Consider the following 16624-nt stretch of genomic DNA (forward strand, 5'->3'; position numbering starts at 1 on the left):
GCGCTAGCTTCGGTGGAGGCGCTGGTGGGATACCGCCCTGACTGTATTGAAATTCTAACCTACGGGTCTTATCGACCCGGGAGACAGTGTCAGGTGGGCAGTTTGACTGGGGCGGTCGCCTCCTAAAGTGTAACGGAGGCGCCCAAAGGTTCCCTCAGAATGGTTGGAAATCATTCGTAGAGTGCAAAGGCATAAGGGAGCTTGACTGCGAGACCTACAAGTCGAGCAGGGACGAAAGTCGGGCTTAGTGATCCGGTGGTTCCGCATGGAAGGGCCATCGCTCAACGGATAAAAGCTACCCCGGGGATAACAGGCTTATCTCCCCCAAGAGTCCACATCGACGGGGAGGTTTGGCACCTCGATGTCGGCTCATCGCATCCTGGGGCTGTAGTCGGTCCCAAGGGTTGGGCTGTTCGCCCATTAAAGCGGTACGCGAGCTGGGTTCAGAACGTCGTGAGACAGTTCGGTCCCTATCCGTCGTGGGCGTAGGAAATTTGAGAGGAGCTGTCCTTAGTACGAGAGGACCGGGATGGACGCACCGCTGGTGTACCAGTTGTTCTGCCAAGGGCATAGCTGGGTAGCTATGTGCGGAAGGGATAAGTGCTGAAAGCATCTAAGCATGAAGCCCCCCTCAAGATGAGATTTCCCATAGCGTAAGCTAGTAAGATCCCTGAAAGATGATCAGGTTGATAGGTTCGAGGTGGAAGCATGGTGACATGTGGAGCTGACGAATACTAATAGATCGAGGACTTAACCATATAATATGTAGCAAATGTTATCTAGTTTTGAAGGAATATGCCTTCATTAGTTTGGTGATGATGGCAGAGAGGTCACACCCGTTCCCATACCGAACACGGAAGTTAAGCTCTCTAGCGCCGATGGTAGTTGGGACCTTGTCCCTGTGAGAGTAGGACGTCGCCAAGCAAAAACCTAAGTCGTTTCGACTTAGGTTTTTTTGTACATATTTTTATGTCATAGTTAAGATCCGAAGGGGCTTGATTATTGAATATAATAATCTTAAAGCTGAAAAAGATAGAGAATAATAAAAGGTAGTAATCGCTTTCTTCTTGTAGTGATGTAGTTGTATTGTGTGAAGGGTTATGCGAAAAATAGCTATCTAGTTATTTTTACATAGCCTTTTTATATTTTTGAAGGATTTTACATAAGAAAAAATCTATAATTAAGATAGCTAATATATATTTTTGATAGGTGTGGGAGATTATGAAAGAAATATGCATGTTATTATTGGCTGTTATATTATGGGGGACAGCCATTGCGCCAACGAAATGGGTATTAGAATCCATTCAACCATTTACTTTGTTATTTATTCGTCTTTTCTTTGCAGGTGGAATTTGTATGTTTTTCTCATTTAACCAACTACAAAAAGCGGCTGTACATAAACATATTCCGTGGAAAAGAATGAGTTTACTATCTTTTACCGGTGTAGCTGGGTACTTTATGTTTACATCCTACGGTATTTCTTTAACAAGTGGATTACATGTTAGTATCATTGACGCTGCATTACCGTTAATTACAATTCTTTTTTCAGCGTTCTTTTTAAAAGAGAAGATCCAGCTGAATTATTGGATTGGAATTATATTGGGCGCTATAGGAGTGCTTTTTATTACAATGTCATCTAACAATGATTATCAAGAGGCATCTTTAATGGGAGATATACTTATTTTATTAAGCACTTTCTTATTCGCTTTCTATACAGTGTTGTTAAAACGGCCGAAACAAGAACAGCATCTATCGAAGGAGGTTTTTACAACATTAACTTTAATTATTGGAGCGGTTATTGTATTACCATTTGCAATGGTAGAAACTTTTTATTATGGTTTCCCAAAGGTTGAAACATGGCAGACAGGATTTAGTGTAATGTATCTTGTTGTTGGAGCAACGATTTTAGCATATTGGTTTTGGAATAAAGCACTAGAGAGAGTATCGGCATCAGTAAGTGGATTATATTTAAATGCATTACCGGTAATAAGTATTGTTGCTTCAATTGTTCTATTAAATGAATTTTTAACATGGAGGGTGGTAATTGGAGGTAGTTTAGTTTTATTTGGAGTGATATGGGCGGATAAACAGAAATTAATTGCTTTATTTATGTCAGGCGATCGACGTATTAAAGAGAATGAAGAGTGTTAAAGCTTATAAATAAGAAGATAGTATATATTTATTAGTTTCAAAAGTTTAAAGAGTACATGTATAGAATGTTTAATAAAAGAGGCGTCTTGTATGTAATGAGATGTTCTTTTTTTATAGTTTTCATTGAAATAGAGAAATTGAATAATTGAAATTAGTATAGGGGAGATCCTTGGAAATTATTTTTATTATTAATTGAATAAAAAGTATTGACGATTAGTATATAGAAGTGTAATATAGAACAAGTCGCCGATAGCAATAACGCAGAAAGCGGCAAACGAAATAAAAAACTTAGTTGACATTACAAACTAGAAATGTTAACATAAGGAAGTCGCAAATGAGCGACGGACAAGTTCTTTGAAAACTGAACGAAACAAACAACGTGAAACGTCAATTTTTATTTTAGATGCTAGACAAACTAACTTTATTGGAGAGTTTGATCCTGGCTCAGGATGAACGCTGGCGGCGTGCCTAATACATGCAAGTCGAGCGAATGGATTAAGAGCTTGCTCTTATGAAGTTAGCGGCGGACGGGTGAGTAACACGTGGGTAACCTGCCCATAAGACTGGGATAACTCCGGGAAACCGGGGCTAATACCGGATAACATTTTGCACTGCATGGTGCGAAATCGAAAGGCGGCTTCGGCTGTCACTTATGGATGGACCCGCGTCGCATTAGCTAGTTGGTGAGGTAACGGCTCACCAAGGCAACGATGCGTAGCCGACCTGAGAGGGTGATCGGCCACACTGGGACTGAGACACGGCCCAGACTCCTACGGGAGGCAGCAGTAGGGAATCTTCCGCAATGGACGAAAGTCTGACGGAGCAACGCCGCGTGAGTGATGAAGGCTTTCGGGTCGTAAAACTCTGTTGTTAGGGAAGAACAAGTGCTAGTTGAATAAGCTGGCACCTTGACGGTACCTAACCAGAAAGCCACGGCTAACTACGTGCCAGCAGCCGCGGTAATACGTAGGTGGCAAGCGTTATCCGGAATTATTGGGCGTAAAGCGCGCGCAGGTGGTTTCTTAAGTCTGATGTGAAAGCCCACGGCTCAACCGTGGAGGGTCATTGGAAACTGGGAGACTTGAGTGCAGAAGAGGAAAGTGGAATTCCATGTGTAGCGGTGAAATGCGTAGAGATATGGAGGAACACCAGTGGCGAAGGCGACTTTCTGGTCTGTAACTGACACTGAGGCGCGAAAGCGTGGGGAGCAAACAGGATTAGATACCCTGGTAGTCCACGCCGTAAACGATGAGTGCTAAGTGTTAGAGGGTTTCCGCCCTTTAGTGCTGAAGTTAACGCATTAAGCACTCCGCCTGGGGAGTACGGCCGCAAGGCTGAAACTCAAAGGAATTGACGGGGGCCCGCACAAGCGGTGGAGCATGTGGCTTAATTCGAAGCAACGCGAAGAACCTTACCAGGTCTTGACATCCTCTGACAACCCTAGAGATAGGGCTTCTCCTTCGGGAGCAGAGTGACAGGTGGTGCATGGTTGTCGTCAGCTCGTGTCGTGAGATGTTGGGTTAAGTCCCGCAACGAGCGCAACCCTTGATCTTAGTTGCCATCACTAAGTTGGGCACTCTAAGGTGACTGCCGGTGACAAACCGGAGGAAGGTGGGGATGACGTCAAATCATCATGCCCCTTATGACCTGGGCTACACACGTGCTACAATGGACGGTACAAAGAGCTGCAAGACCGTGAGGTGGAGCTAATCTCATAAAACCGTTCTCAGTTCGGATTGTAGGCTGCAACTCGCCTACATGAAGCTGGAATCGCTAGTAATCGCGGATCAGCATGCCGCGGTGAATACGTTCCCGGGCCTTGTACACACCGCCCGTCACACCACGAGAGTTTGTAACACCCGAAGTCGGAGGGGTAACCTTTTTGGAGCCAGCGCCTAAGTGGGACAGATGATTGGGGTGAAGTCGTAACAAGGTAGCCGTATCGGAAGGTGCGGCTGGATCACCTCCTTTCTATGGAGAATTGATGAACGTTGTTCATCAATATAAGTTTCCGTGTTTCGTTTTGTTCAGTTTTGAGAGAACTATCTCTCATATATAAATGTATGTTCTTTGAAAACTAGATAACAGTGTAGCTCATATTTTTTAATTTTAGTTTGGTTAAGTTAGAAAGGGCGCACGGTGGATGCCTTGACACTAGGAGTCGATGAAGGACGGGACTAACGCCGATATGCTTCGGGGAGCTGTAAGTAAGCTTTGATCCGAAGATTTCCGAATGGGGAAACCCACCATACGTAATGGTATGGTATCCTTATCTGAATACATAGGGTAAGGAAGACAGACCCAGGGAACTGAAACATCTAAGTACCTGGAGGAAGAGAAAGCAAATGCGATTTCCTGAGTAGCGGCGAGCGAAACGGAATCTAGCCCAAACCAAGAGGCTTGCCTCTTGGGGTTGTAGGACATTCTATACGGAGTTACAAAGGAACGAGGTAGACGAAGCAGTCTGGAAAGGCTCGTCACAGAAGGTAACAACCCTGTAGTCGAAACTTCGTTCTCTCTTGAATGTATCCTGAGTACGGCGGAACACGTGAAATTCCGTCGGAATCTGGGAGGACCATCTCCCAAGGCTAAATACTCCCTAGTGATCGATAGTGAACCAGTACCGTGAGGGAAAGGTGAAAAGCACCCCGGAAGGGGAGTGAAAGAGATCCTGAAACCGTGTGCCTACAAATAGTCTGAGCCCGTTAATGGGTGATGGCGTGCCTTTTGTAGAATGAACCGGCGAGTTACGATCCCGTGCGAGGTTAAGCTGAAGAGGCGGAGCCGTAGCGAAAGCGAGTCTGAATAGGGCGTTTAGTACGTGGTCGTAGACCCGAAACCAGGTGATCTACCCATGTCCAGGGTGAAGTTCAGGTAACACTGAATGGAGGCCCGAACCCACGCACGTTGAAAAGTGCGGGGATGAGGTGTGGGTAGCGGAGAAATTCCAATCGAACCTGGAGATAGCTGGTTCTCCCCGAAATAGCTTTAGGGCTAGCCTTAAGTGTAAGAGTCTTGGAGGTAGAGCACTGATTGAACTAGGGGTCCTCATCGGATTACCGAATTCAGTCAAACTCCGAATGCCAATGACTTATCCTTAGGAGTCAGACTGCGAGTGATAAGATCCGTAGTCAAAAGGGAAACAGCCCAGACCGCCAGCTAAGGTCCCAAAGTGTGTATTAAGTGGAAAAGGATGTGGAGTTGCTTAGACAACTAGGATGTTGGCTTAGAAGCAGCCACCATTTAAAGAGTGCGTAATAGCTCACTAGTCGAGTGACTCTGCGCCGAAAATGTACCGGGGCTAAATACACCACCGAAGCTGCGGATTGATACCAATGGTATCAGTGGTAGGGGAGCGTTCTAAGGACAGTGAAGTCAGACCGGAAGGACTGGTGGAGTGCTTAGAAGTGAGAATGCCGGTATGAGTAGCGAAAGACGGGTGAGAATCCCGTCCACCGAATGCCTAAGGTTTCCTGAGGAAGGCTCGTCCGCTCAGGGTTAGTCAGGACCTAAGCCGAGGCCGACAGGCGTAGGCGATGGACAACAGGTTGATATTCCTGTACCACCTCTTTATCGTTTGAGCAATGGAGGGACGCAGAAGGATAGAAGAAGCGTGCGATTGGTTGTGCACGTCCAAGCAGTTAGGCTGATAAGTAGGCAAATCCGCTTATCGTGAAGGCTGAGCTGTGATGGGGAAGCTCCTTATGGAGCGAAGTCTTTGATTCCCCGCTGCCAAGAAAAGCTTCTAGCGAGATAAAAGGTGCCTGTACCGCAAACCGACACAGGTAGGCGAGGAGAGAATCCTAAGGTGTGCGAGAGAACTCTGGTTAAGGAACTCGGCAAAATGACCCCGTAACTTCGGGAGAAGGGGTGCTTTCTTAACGGAAAGCCGCAGTGAATAGGCCCAAGCGACTGTTTAGCAAAAACACAGGTCTCTGCGAAGCCGTAAGGCGAAGTATAGGGGCTGACACCTGCCCGGTGCTGGAAGGTTAAGGAGAGGGGTTAGCGTAAGCGAAGCTCTGAACTGAAGCCCCAGTAAACGGCGGCCGTAACTATAACGGTCCTAAGGTAGCGAAATTCCTTGTCGGGTAAGTTCCGACCCGCACGAAAGGTGTAACGATTTGGGCACTGTCTCAACCAGAGACTCGGTGAAATTATAGTACCTGTGAAGATGCAGGTTACCCGCGACAGGACGGAAAGACCCCGTGGAGCTTTACTGTAGCCTGATATTGAATTTTGGTACAGTTTGTACAGGATAGGCGGGAGCCTTTGAAACCGGAGCGCTAGCTTCGGTGGAGGCGCTGGTGGGATACCGCCCTGACTGTATTGAAATTCTAACCTACGGGTCTTATCGACCCGGGAGACAGTGTCAGGTGGGCAGTTTGACTGGGGCGGTCGCCTCCTAAAGTGTAACGGAGGCGCCCAAAGGTTCCCTCAGAATGGTTGGAAATCATTCGTAGAGTGCAAAGGCATAAGGGAGCTTGACTGCGAGACCTACAAGTCGAGCAGGGACGAAAGTCGGGCTTAGTGATCCGGTGGTTCCGCATGGAAGGGCCATCGCTCAACGGATAAAAGCTACCCCGGGGATAACAGGCTTATCTCCCCCAAGAGTCCACATCGACGGGGAGGTTTGGCACCTCGATGTCGGCTCATCGCATCCTGGGGCTGTAGTCGGTCCCAAGGGTTGGGCTGTTCGCCCATTAAAGCGGTACGCGAGCTGGGTTCAGAACGTCGTGAGACAGTTCGGTCCCTATCCGTCGTGGGCGTAGGAAATTTGAGAGGAGCTGTCCTTAGTACGAGAGGACCGGGATGGACGCACCGCTGGTGTACCAGTTGTTCTGCCAAGGGCATAGCTGGGTAGCTATGTGCGGAAGGGATAAGTGCTGAAAGCATCTAAGCATGAAGCCCCCCTCAAGATGAGATTTCCCATAGCGTAAGCTAGTAAGATCCCTGAAAGATGATCAGGTTGATAGGTTCGAGGTGGAAGCATGGTGACATGTGGAGCTGACGAATACTAATAGATCGAGGACTTAACCATATAATATGTAGCAAATGTTATCTAGTTTTGAAGGAATATGCCTTCATTAGTTTGGTGATGATGGCAGAGAGGTCACACCCGTTCCCATACCGAACACGGAAGTTAAGCTCTCTAGCGCCGATGGTAGTTGGGACCTTGTCCCTGTGAGAGTAGGACGTCGCCAAGCAAAAACCTAAGTCGTTTCGACTTAGGTTTTTTTGTGTTTACTTTTATTTACCAAATGTTATAATCCATAAATTTAATAGCCCTAAAAAGGAAAAACGAATGAAATAGAGGCTATTTAAAATAATAGCAATGAGTTTTTGTTTTCCTGGTTTTCCGAAGGCTACTAAAGTAATACCTAAAATAGGACACATTATTTCTAGCATAAGTATATATTTTAAATAATGAGAGTAGAAAAAATGGGATGTTTTGAACTACCCATCACTTAGCTACGCTTGAAGTGGAGGATTCTTACGAACACTAGCGTACCTGTCAGTTATTTTAGTAGGCTCTACCCGTAAGTTCCTACGGTGAAATATATGTGTTTGTACATTGGACTCACATGCCTCCTAATTGGCTTGGTTTTCGCTCTACTTCGGTAGGCCTGAATGGTGTTGAAGATTTTACATTGTAGACTTCCTACAACAACCTCATATCTTCAGTTTTCACGGTTATCCTCCTTATAAATTAAATCGCTATAATATAAGTTCTATTGATTTGTTTTGATTAAAGCATATTGAAGTAGTATATGAACAGTTATGTTTAAAATAGATCTCTAGAAATATATATTCTAATTCCCTTTCCTTCTTGCATATAGTTGCAATTCTTCTTTTGAATATAACTAAAACACGAACGTTATTGATAACTAGTAAAAAAACATTCGATTATTTATTGACATTGTTTATAAAATATTGTTAATATAGCCATAGAAACAATAATATATAAGACCTCATATAATCGCGGGGATATGGCCTGCAAGTCTCTACCTAACGACCGTTATTCGTTAGACTATGAGGGAAAGTCACTCGGTATTTTTCTATTCACAAGGGATACGTATGCCTGAGTAGAGCGCTTTCTCTCATAGTAAAAGAGAAACTGTTCTATTTCAGGCTTTTTTTATTTGAATCGGGGGGATTCTAATATGAAATCACTAGTTGGAGTCATAATGGGAAGTACGTCAGACTGGGAAACAATGAAATTTGCTTGTGACATTTTAGATGAATTAAATATACCGTATGAGAAAAAAGTTGTATCCGCTCATCGGACTCCGGATTATATGTTTGAATATGCAGAGACGGCTCGTGAACGTGGATTGAAAGTTATTATTGCTGGAGCTGGTGGAGCAGCGCATTTACCAGGAATGGTTGCAGCGAAGACAAATCTTCCTGTAATTGGCGTTCCAGTTCAATCAAAAGCGTTAAACGGATTAGATTCATTATTATCCATCGTCCAAATGCCAGGAGGGGTTCCAGTTGCAACTGTTGCAATTGGTAAAGCTGGTTCAACAAATGCTGGATTACTTGCTGCACAAATACTTGGATCATTCCATGATGATATACATGATGCATTGGAATTGAGACGAGAAGCGATTGAAAAAGATGTGCGTGAAGGTAGTGAGCTAGTATGACGAGAATCATTTTACCTGGAAAAACAATCGGCATTATTGGAGGCGGCCAGCTTGGAAGAATGATGGCATTGGCAGCTAAGGAGATGGGATATAAAATTGCTGTTTTAGATCCTACAAAGCATTCACCATGTGCACAAGTTGCTGATGTTGAAATTGTTGCACCATATGACGATTTAAAAGCAATTCAGCATTTAGCAGAGATAAGTGATGTTGTCACATATGAATTTGAGAATATTGATTATAGATGTTTACAATGGCTTGAAAAACATGCTTACTTACCACAAGGTAGTCAGTTGTTAAATAAAACGCAAAATCGTTTTACAGAAAAGAATGCAATTGAAAAAGCCGGATTACCGGTAGCGACGTATAGATTAGTTCAAAATCAAGAGCAGCTTATTGAAGCGATTGCTGAGTTATCATATCCTTCCGTCTTAAAAACAACGACAGGTGGATATGATGGGAAAGGGCAAGTTGTTTTAAGAAGTGAAGCTGATGTTGAGAAGGCACGAAATCTTGCGAATGAAGCAGAGTGCATTCTAGAAAAATGGGTGCCTTTTGAAAAAGAAGTATCAGCTATTGTCATTCGTAGTGTAAGCGGTGAAACGAAAGTGTTTCCAGTAGCGGAAAATATTCATGTGAATAACATTTTACATGAATCTATCGTTCCAGCTCGCATTACAGAAGAGCTTTCTCAAAAAGCAATTGCTTATGCAAAGGTACTTGCGGATGAATTAGAACTTGTGGGAACACTAGCGGTAGAGATGTTTGCTACAGCTAATGGTGAGATTTACATTAATGAATTAGCACCAAGACCTCACAATTCAGGACACTATACACTGGATGCATGCGAAACGAGTCAATTTGGTCAACATATTCGAGCAATCTGTAATTTACCTCTTGGAGAAACAAATTTGTTAAAACCAGTTGTCATGGTAAACATTTTAGGCGAACATATAGAAGGGGTCCTAGGACAAGTGAATAGATTAACCGGGTGCTATTTACACTTGTATGGAAAAGAAGAAGCAAAAGCGCAGCGAAAAATGGGGCATGTTAATATTTTAAATGATAATATTGAAGTCGCTCTAGAAAAAGCGAAGAGTTTGCATATTTGGGACCATCAAGAACAACTGTTGGAGGGAAAAAGATGATTAATCGTTATACACGCCCTGAAATGGGCGCTATTTGGACGGAAGAGAACAAATTTAAAGCATGGTTAGAAGTTGAGATTTTAGCTTGTGAAGCATGGGCTGAACTTGGAGATATTCCAAAAGAAGATGTGAAAAAAATTCGTGAGCATGCATCATTTGATATTGATCGTATTTATGAAATCGAAAAAGAAACACGTCATGATGTAGTTGCTTTCACTCGTGCCGTATCAGAAACACCAGCATTAGGCGAAGAACGTAAATGGGTTCATTACGGTTTAACATCTACAGACGTAGTAGATACAGCTTTATCTTACATCTTAAAACAAGCAAATGAAATCTTATTAAAAGACTTAGAAAACTTTACTAGCATTTTAGCTAACAAAGCGAAAGAGCATAAATACACGATTATGATGGGAAGAACGCACGGTGTTCATGCAGAGCCAACGACATTTGGTTTAAAACTTGGTCTTTGGTATGAAGAAATGAAACGTAACGTAGAGCGTTTCAAACAAGCTGCGGATACAGTTCGTGTTGGTAAATTATCTGGCGCAGTTGGTACATACGCGAACATTGATCCATTCGTAGAAAAATTTGTTTGTGAAAACTTAGGATTAGAAGCGGCACCAATTTCAACACAAACATTGCAACGTGATCGACATGCACATTACATGTCAACACTTGCGCTAATCGCAACATCTATTGAAAAGATGGCAGTTGAGATTCGTGGTTTACAAAAGAGTGAAACACGTGAAGTTGAAGAGGCTTTCGCAAAAGGTCAAAAAGGTTCTTCTGCAATGCCACATAAACGTAATCCAATTGGATCTGAAAATATGACTGGTTTAGCTCGTGTTATCCGCGGTTATATGATGACGGCTTACGAGAATGTTCCATTATGGCATGAGCGCGACATTTCTCACTCTTCAGCAGAACGCGTAATTTTACCAGATGCTACAATCGCATTAAATTACATGTTAAATCGCTTTGGTAATATCGTTAAAAACTTAACTGTATACCCAGAGAATATGAAACGCAATATGACAAGAACATACGGCTTAATTTACTCTCAGCGCGTAATGCTTACACTAATCGACAAAGGTATGGTACGTGAAGAAGCTTATGATATCGTACAGCCTAAAGCGATGGAAGCTTGGGAAACACAAGTACAATTTAAAGAGCTTGTAGAAGCTGATGAGCGTATTACGAGCAAATTAACGCAAGAGGAAATTAACGAATGCTTCAACTATGAGCATCATATGCAACATGTTGATACAATCTTTGAACGCCTAGGATTAAACGAAGCGTAAAATTTTATATGGCACAGAATAGAGTCATTCTGTGCCATTCTTTATAAAAATATTATTCACATTTTTCAAACTACAGGGGGCTTGCGAAATGCAAAAGCTAGAATTGCTGTATGAAGGTAAGGCAAAAAGAATTTATCGTACAGAATCAGCAGATATGGTTTGGGTAGAGTACAAAGATAGTGCGACTGCTTTCAATGGGGAGAAAAAAGAGACGATTACAGGAAAAGGTCGTTTGAACAATGAGATTACAACTTTATTGTTCAGAAAGTTACAAGAAGTAGGAATAAAAACACATTTTGTTGAGAAGTTATCTGAAATAGAGCAACTTGTAAAAAAAGTGAGTATTATTCCTTTAGAAGTTGTCACAAGAAATGTAATTGCAGGAAGCCTTTCAAAACGATTAGGAATGGAAGAGGGAACTGTACTTGCAGAACCAATCGTAGAATTTTACTTCAAAGATGATGATTTAGGAGATCCGCTTGTAACGGAAGATCATATTCGTGTATTAAATGTTGCGTCACCAGAGCAAGTAAGCGTATTACGAGATATGGCTCTACAAATCAATCAAGTATTGATTGAGCATTTCGCAAGCTGTCGTGTAAGATTAGTAGATTTTAAATTAGAGTTTGGTGTAACGGAAGAAGGAGAAATCATATTAGCGGATGAGATCTCACCAGATACTTGCCGTTTATGGGATGAAACGAGCAATGAAAAGTTTGATAAAGACGTATTCCGTCGCGATCTTGGAAATTTAACAGAAGCTTATGAAGAGATTTTAAAACGTTTAGGGGGAATTTCACATGTATAAAGTTAAGGTATATGTAACGTTAAGAGAAAGCGTATTAGATCCACAAGGAACAGCAGTAAAAGGGGCACTTCATAGTCTTTCATTTACAGAAGTACAAGATGTTCGAATCGGAAAGTACATGGAACTAACAATTGATAAATCTGTATCTGACCTTGACGAAAAGGTAAAGGAAATGTGTGGAAAATTATTAGCAAACGTTGTAATGGAAGACTTCCGTTATGAAGTTGAGGAGGTTGTCGCACAGTGAAATTTGCCGTAATAGTATTTCCGGGTTCGAACTGTGATGTCGATATGTTCCATGCAATTAAAGATGAGCTTGGTGAAGAAGTAGATTACGTTTGGCACGATAGAGAGAATTTAGATGAATATGATGCAATTTTACTACCTGGTGGATTCTCTTACGGTGACTATTTACGTTGTGGTGCTATTTCTCGCTTTGCTAACGCAATGAAAGCAGTGCAAAAAGCTGCTGAGCAAGGAAAACCAATTTTAGGAGTGTGTAATGGATTCCAGATTCTTGTTGAATCAGGATTACTACCAGGAGCACTAATGAGAAACGAAAACTTAAAATTTATGTGTCGCACTGTTCCGTTACGTGTTGAAAATAACGAAACGATGTTTACATCACAATATGAAAAAGATGAAGTAATCAATATTCCAATTGCACATGGTGAAGGGAATTACTATTGTGATGAAGCGACTCTTAAACAATTAGAAGAGAATAATCAAATCGCATTCCGTTATGTAGAAAATCCGAACGGTAGCGTTTCAGATATTGCTGGTATTGTAAATGAAAAGGGAAATGTACTTGGTATGATGCCACACCCAGAGCGTGCTGTAGATGAATTGCTTGGTGGTGCTGAAGGGTTAAAAGTCTTTCAATCTATCTTAAAACAGTGGAGGGAAACATATGTCGTTAATGCTTGAACCAAATCCAACACAAATTAAAGAAGAGCGTATATATGCGGAAATGGGGCTAACAGACGAAGAGTTTTCCATGGTTGAAAAGATTCTAGGCCGTTTGCCGAATTATACAGAAACAGGATTATTCTCTGTAATGTGGTCTGAACATTGTAGTTATAAAAATTCAAAACCAGTTCTTCGCAAGTTCCCAACGACAGGTGAGCGTGTCCTGCAAGGGCCTGGAGAAGGCGCTGGAATTGTAGATATCGGTGATAATCAAGCGGTTGTATTTAAAATGGAAAGCCATAACCATCCTTCTGCTATTGAACCATATCAAGGAGCAGCAACAGGCGTTGGTGGTATTATCCGTGACGTATTCTCTATGGGAGCACGTCCAGTAGCTCTATTAAACTCACTTCGCTTCGGTGAATTACAATCGCCACGTGTGAAATATTTATTCGAAGAAGTAGTAGCAGGAATCGCAGGATACGGTAACTGCATCGGTATTCCTACTGTTGGCGGCGAAGTACAATTCGATCCATGTTACGAAGGAAATCCACTTGTAAATGCAATGTGCGTAGGTTTAATTAACCACGAGGATATTAAAAAAGGGCAAGCACACGGTGCTGGCAATACAGTAATGTACGTAGGAGCATCAACTGGTCGTGACGGTATTCACGGTGCAACATTCGCATCTGAAGAACTATCTGAAAGCTCAGAAGCGAAACGTCCGGCAGTTCAAGTAGGAGATCCATTTATGGAGAAACTTCTTATCGAAGCATGTTTAGAACTTATTCAGTCTGATGCACTTGTTGGAATTCAAGATATGGGAGCTGCTGGTTTAACTTCATCTTCTGCAGAAATGGCAAGTAAAGCAGGTATGGGTATTGAAATGTACTTAGATGATGTACCACAGCGTGAAACGGGAATGACACCATATGAAATGATGCTATCTGAATCACAAGAGCGTATGTTAATTGTTATCAAAAAAGGTAGAGAGCAAGAAATAGTAGATTTATTTGAGAAGTATGGTCTTGCAGCAGTTACGATGGGGAAAGTAACGGAAGACAAAATGCTTCGCTTATTCCATAAAGGTGAAATGGTGGCTGAAGTACCAGCAGATGCTCTTGCAGAAGAAGCGCCAATTTATCATAAACCATCAAAAGAAGCAGCATACTTTGCTGAGTTCCAGCAGATGAAAGTGGAAACACCGCAAGTAGAAGATTATAAAGAAACGTTATTCTCTTTACTACAACAACCGACAATTGCAAGTAAAGAGTGGGTATATGATCAATATGATTATCAAGTACGCACAAGCACAGTTGTTACACCAGGTTCAGATGCAGCGGTTGTACGTGTACGCGGTACAGAAAAAGGATTAGCAATGACGACAGATTGTAACTCTCGCTATATTTACTTAGATCCAGAAATGGGCGGTAAAATTGCAGTAGCAGAGGCAGCGCGTAATATCGTATGTTCTGGTGGAGAGCCACTTGCAATTACAGATTGCTTAAACTTTGGTAACCCAGAAAAACCAGAAATCTTCTGGCAAATTGAGAAATCGGTAGATGGTATGAGTGAAGCTTGTCGCACATTACAAACGCCAGTTATCGGCGGAAATGTATCGATGTATAACGAGCGTAGTGGTGAAGCGGTATATCCAACACCGACTGTTGGTATGGTTGGTCTTGTCCATGATTTAAAACATGTAACAACACAAGAATTTAAGCAAGCTGGCGATTTAGTTTACGTAATTGGAGAGACGAAAGCTGAATTTGGTGGAAGTGAATTACAGAAAATGGTCCACGGCAAAATTTTCGGCCAATCACCAAGTATCGATCTAGATGTAGAATTAAAACGCCAAAAACAAGTATTAGAAGCAATTCAAGCTGGCCTTGTTCAATCGGCACATGATGTTGCTGAAGGTGGTTTAGCAGTTGCAATTTCTGAAAGTGCAATTGGTGCTAACGGTTTAGGTGCTACTGTGAAATTAGACGGTGAAGCAACGGCGGTATTATTTGCGGAATCACAATCTCGCTTCGTTCTAACTGTAAAACGTGAAAATAAAGAAGCGTTCGAGAAAGTCGTTGAAGCAATTCAAGTTGGGGCAGTGACAGATACAAATGAAGTAACAATTCATAATGAAGAAAATGAAGTATTACTTACAGCAAATGTAGATGAAATGAGAAAGGCTTGGAAAGGGGCAATCCCATGCTTGCTGAAATAAAGGGGTTAAATGAAGAATGTGGCGTTTTCGGAATTTGGGGGCATGAAAATGCAGCACAAGTTTCGTACTACGGATTGCACAGTTTGCAGCACCGTGGGCAAGAGGGCGCAGGCATTGTTGTAAATAATGGGGAAAAAATCATCGGTCACAAGGGGTTAGGTTTAATATCAGAAGTGTTTTCAAGAGGTGAGCTAGAAGGATTAAACGGAAAATCAGCAATTGGACATGTGCGATATGCGACAGCAGGTGGAAGTGAAGTTGCTAATGTTCAACCATTATTATTCCGTTTTTCTGATCATAGTATGGCGCTAGCTCATAACGGAAATTTAATTAACGCAAAGATGCTTCGTCGTGAATTAGAGGCAGAGGGAAGTATTTTTCAAACAAGTTCAGATACAGAGGTACTTTTACATCTCATTAAACGTAGTACGAAAGATTCTTTAATTGAAAGTGTAAAAGAGGCCCTAAATAAGGTGAAAGGTGCGTTTGCATATCTTTTACTAACTGGAAATGAAATGATCGTTGCGCTAGATCCGAATGGATTCCGTCCTCTTTCAATTGGAAAGATGGGGGATGCTTACGTTGTAGCATCAGAAACATGTGCTTTCGATGTAGTAGGTGCAACATACATTCGTGATGTAGAGCCTGGTGAGTTACTTATCATTAACGATGAAGGAATTCACGTAGATCGTTTCACAAATGATGTAGAACATGCAATTTGTAGTATGGAATACATTTACTTTGCACGCCCAGATTCTAATATTGCAGGCGTTAACGTTCATGCAGCACGTAAAAACATGGGGAAACGTTTAGCGGCAGAAGCTCCTATTGAAGCTGATGTTGTTACTGGTGTACCAGACTCTAGTATTTCAGCAGCAATCGGTTATGCTGAGGCGACAGGTATTCCGTATGAGTTAGGATTAATTAAAAATCGTTACGTTGGACGTACGTTTATTCAACCTTCTCAAGAACTGCGCGAGCAAGGGGTAAAGATGAAGCTTTCCGCAGTAAGAGGTGTAGTTGAGGGGAAACGAGTTGTTATGATTGACGACTCTATTGTAAGAGGAACGACAAGTAAACGAATTGTTCGTATGCTTCGTGAGGCTGGAGCGACAGAGGTTCATGTAAGAATTGCTTCACCGCCTCTAAAATATCCATGTTTCTATGGTATTGATATTCAAACGAGAAAAGAATTAATTGCAGCAAATAATACAGTAGAAGAAATCCGTGAAATGATCGGAGCAGATTCTTTAACATTTTTAAGCGAAGATGGATTAGTAGATGCAATTGGACGTCCATATGAAGGGAAATATGGCGGCCTATGTATGGCTTACTTCAATGGGGACTATCCGACAGCTCTTTATGATTATGAGCAAGAGCTCTTAGAAAGTATGAAATAAGAAAGTGAAAAAAGCTTCTACTTCTTTTAAGAAAGA

The 16624-nt window shown here is 42.2% G+C and carries 9 protein-coding genes, 5 rRNA genes, 1 pseudogene and 1 riboswitch (1 of these 16 cut by a window edge); of the genes and pseudogenes, 14 read left to right on the forward strand and 1 reads right to left on the reverse strand.

The window, feature by feature from the left end; translation table 11 throughout:
* The 6 genes from DJ93_RS14485 to rrf (DJ93_RS14510) all read left to right on the forward strand — a co-directional run.
* Positions 1–758, forward strand: a 23S ribosomal RNA gene (locus tag DJ93_RS14485) (it extends 2163 nt beyond the left edge of the window).
* 50 nt (positions 759–808) lie between these two features.
* Positions 809–924, forward strand: a 5S ribosomal RNA gene (gene rrf, locus DJ93_RS14490).
* 297 nt (positions 925–1221) lie between these two features.
* Positions 1222–2151, forward strand: coding sequence for a DMT family transporter (locus DJ93_RS14495; RefSeq protein ID WP_042981519.1), 930 nt, complete (start codon positions 1222–1224; stop codon positions 2149–2151).
* 421 nt (positions 2152–2572) lie between these two features.
* Positions 2573–4122: ribosomal RNA gene (locus DJ93_RS14500) — 16S ribosomal RNA — on the forward strand.
* A 145-nt stretch (positions 4123–4267) separates the two neighbouring features.
* Positions 4268–7189 (forward strand): 23S ribosomal RNA (locus DJ93_RS14505).
* Positions 7190–7239: 50 nt separating this feature from the next.
* Positions 7240–7355: ribosomal RNA gene (gene rrf, locus DJ93_RS14510) — 5S ribosomal RNA — on the forward strand.
* The 16S, 23S and 5S rRNA genes sit together here, the layout of an rRNA operon.
* Positions 7356–7398: 43 nt before the next feature.
* Here the strand turns inward: rrf (DJ93_RS14510) and DJ93_RS33740 are convergent.
* A pseudogene (locus tag DJ93_RS33740) lies at positions 7399–7605 on the reverse strand (hypothetical protein); the annotation flags it as partial.
* Between the two features lie 495 nt (positions 7606–8100).
* Positions 8101–8202, forward strand: a riboswitch (purine riboswitch).
* A 110-nt stretch (positions 8203–8312) separates the two neighbouring features.
* Between DJ93_RS33740 and purE the strand changes: the two are divergent.
* The 8 genes from purE (at position 8313) to purF (ending at position 16588) form a co-directional block, all read left to right on the forward strand.
* Complete coding sequence (gene purE / locus DJ93_RS14515) at positions 8313–8798, forward strand: 5-(carboxyamino)imidazole ribonucleotide mutase (protein ID WP_000839361.1); 486 nt, start codon at positions 8313–8315, stop codon at positions 8796–8798.
* Positions 8795–9946: a 5-(carboxyamino)imidazole ribonucleotide synthase gene (gene purK, locus DJ93_RS14520; RefSeq protein ID WP_042981520.1), complete on the forward strand. Its 1152-nt coding sequence runs from the start codon at positions 8795–8797 to the stop codon at positions 9944–9946. Before purE ends, purK begins: the two co-directional genes overlap by 4 nt.
* Positions 9943–11250 (forward strand): adenylosuccinate lyase, encoded by a 1308-nt coding sequence (purB, locus tag DJ93_RS14525; protein ID WP_042981521.1) that lies wholly within the window; start codon positions 9943–9945, stop codon positions 11248–11250. Before purK ends, purB begins: the two co-directional genes overlap by 4 nt.
* An 88-nt stretch (positions 11251–11338) precedes the next feature.
* Positions 11339–12058: a phosphoribosylaminoimidazolesuccinocarboxamide synthase gene (gene purC, locus DJ93_RS14530; protein WP_042981522.1), complete on the forward strand. Its 720-nt coding sequence runs from the start codon at positions 11339–11341 to the stop codon at positions 12056–12058.
* Positions 12051–12305, forward strand: coding sequence for a phosphoribosylformylglycinamidine synthase subunit PurS (purS, locus tag DJ93_RS14535; RefSeq protein ID WP_042981523.1), 255 nt, complete (start codon positions 12051–12053; stop codon positions 12303–12305). Before purC ends, purS begins: the two co-directional genes overlap by 8 nt.
* Positions 12302–12985, forward strand: coding sequence for a phosphoribosylformylglycinamidine synthase subunit PurQ (purQ, locus tag DJ93_RS14540; RefSeq protein ID WP_042981524.1), 684 nt, complete (start codon positions 12302–12304; stop codon positions 12983–12985). The genes purS and purQ overlap by 4 nt, the downstream gene beginning before the upstream one ends.
* Complete coding sequence (gene purL / locus DJ93_RS14545; protein WP_042981525.1) at positions 12969–15188, forward strand: phosphoribosylformylglycinamidine synthase II; 2220 nt, start codon at positions 12969–12971, stop codon at positions 15186–15188. Before purQ ends, purL begins: the two co-directional genes overlap by 17 nt.
* Positions 15173–16588: an amidophosphoribosyltransferase gene (gene purF, locus DJ93_RS14550; RefSeq protein WP_042981527.1), complete on the forward strand. Its 1416-nt coding sequence runs from the start codon at positions 15173–15175 to the stop codon at positions 16586–16588. The genes purL and purF overlap by 16 nt, the downstream gene beginning before the upstream one ends.
* Positions 16589–16624: the final 36 nt, after the last annotated feature.

Origin of the sequence: Bacillus clarus (genome assembly GCF_000746925.1) — a bacterium.
Classification (GTDB): Bacteria; Bacillota; Bacilli; order Bacillales; family Bacillaceae_G; genus Bacillus_A; species Bacillus_A clarus.

Excerpts from the sequence above, each read along its gene's own strand:
- DJ93_RS14495 (WP_042981519.1), top strand. The coding sequence starts at position 1,222 with ATGAAAGAAATATGCATGTTATTATTGGCTGTTATATTATGGGGGACA.
- purE (WP_000839361.1), top strand. The coding sequence starts at position 8,313 with ATGAAATCACTAGTTGGAGTCATAATGGGAAGTACGTCAGACTGGGAA.
- purK (WP_042981520.1), top strand. The coding sequence starts at position 8,795 with ATGACGAGAATCATTTTACCTGGAAAAACAATCGGCATTATTGGAGGC.
- purB (WP_042981521.1), top strand. The coding sequence starts at position 9,943 with ATGATTAATCGTTATACACGCCCTGAAATGGGCGCTATTTGGACGGAA.
- purC (WP_042981522.1), top strand. The coding sequence starts at position 11,339 with ATGCAAAAGCTAGAATTGCTGTATGAAGGTAAGGCAAAAAGAATTTAT.
- purS (WP_042981523.1), top strand. The coding sequence starts at position 12,051 with ATGTATAAAGTTAAGGTATATGTAACGTTAAGAGAAAGCGTATTAGAT.
- purL (WP_042981525.1), top strand. The coding sequence starts at position 12,969 with ATGTCGTTAATGCTTGAACCAAATCCAACACAAATTAAAGAAGAGCGT.
- purF (WP_042981527.1), top strand. The coding sequence starts at position 15,173 with ATGCTTGCTGAAATAAAGGGGTTAAATGAAGAATGTGGCGTTTTCGGA.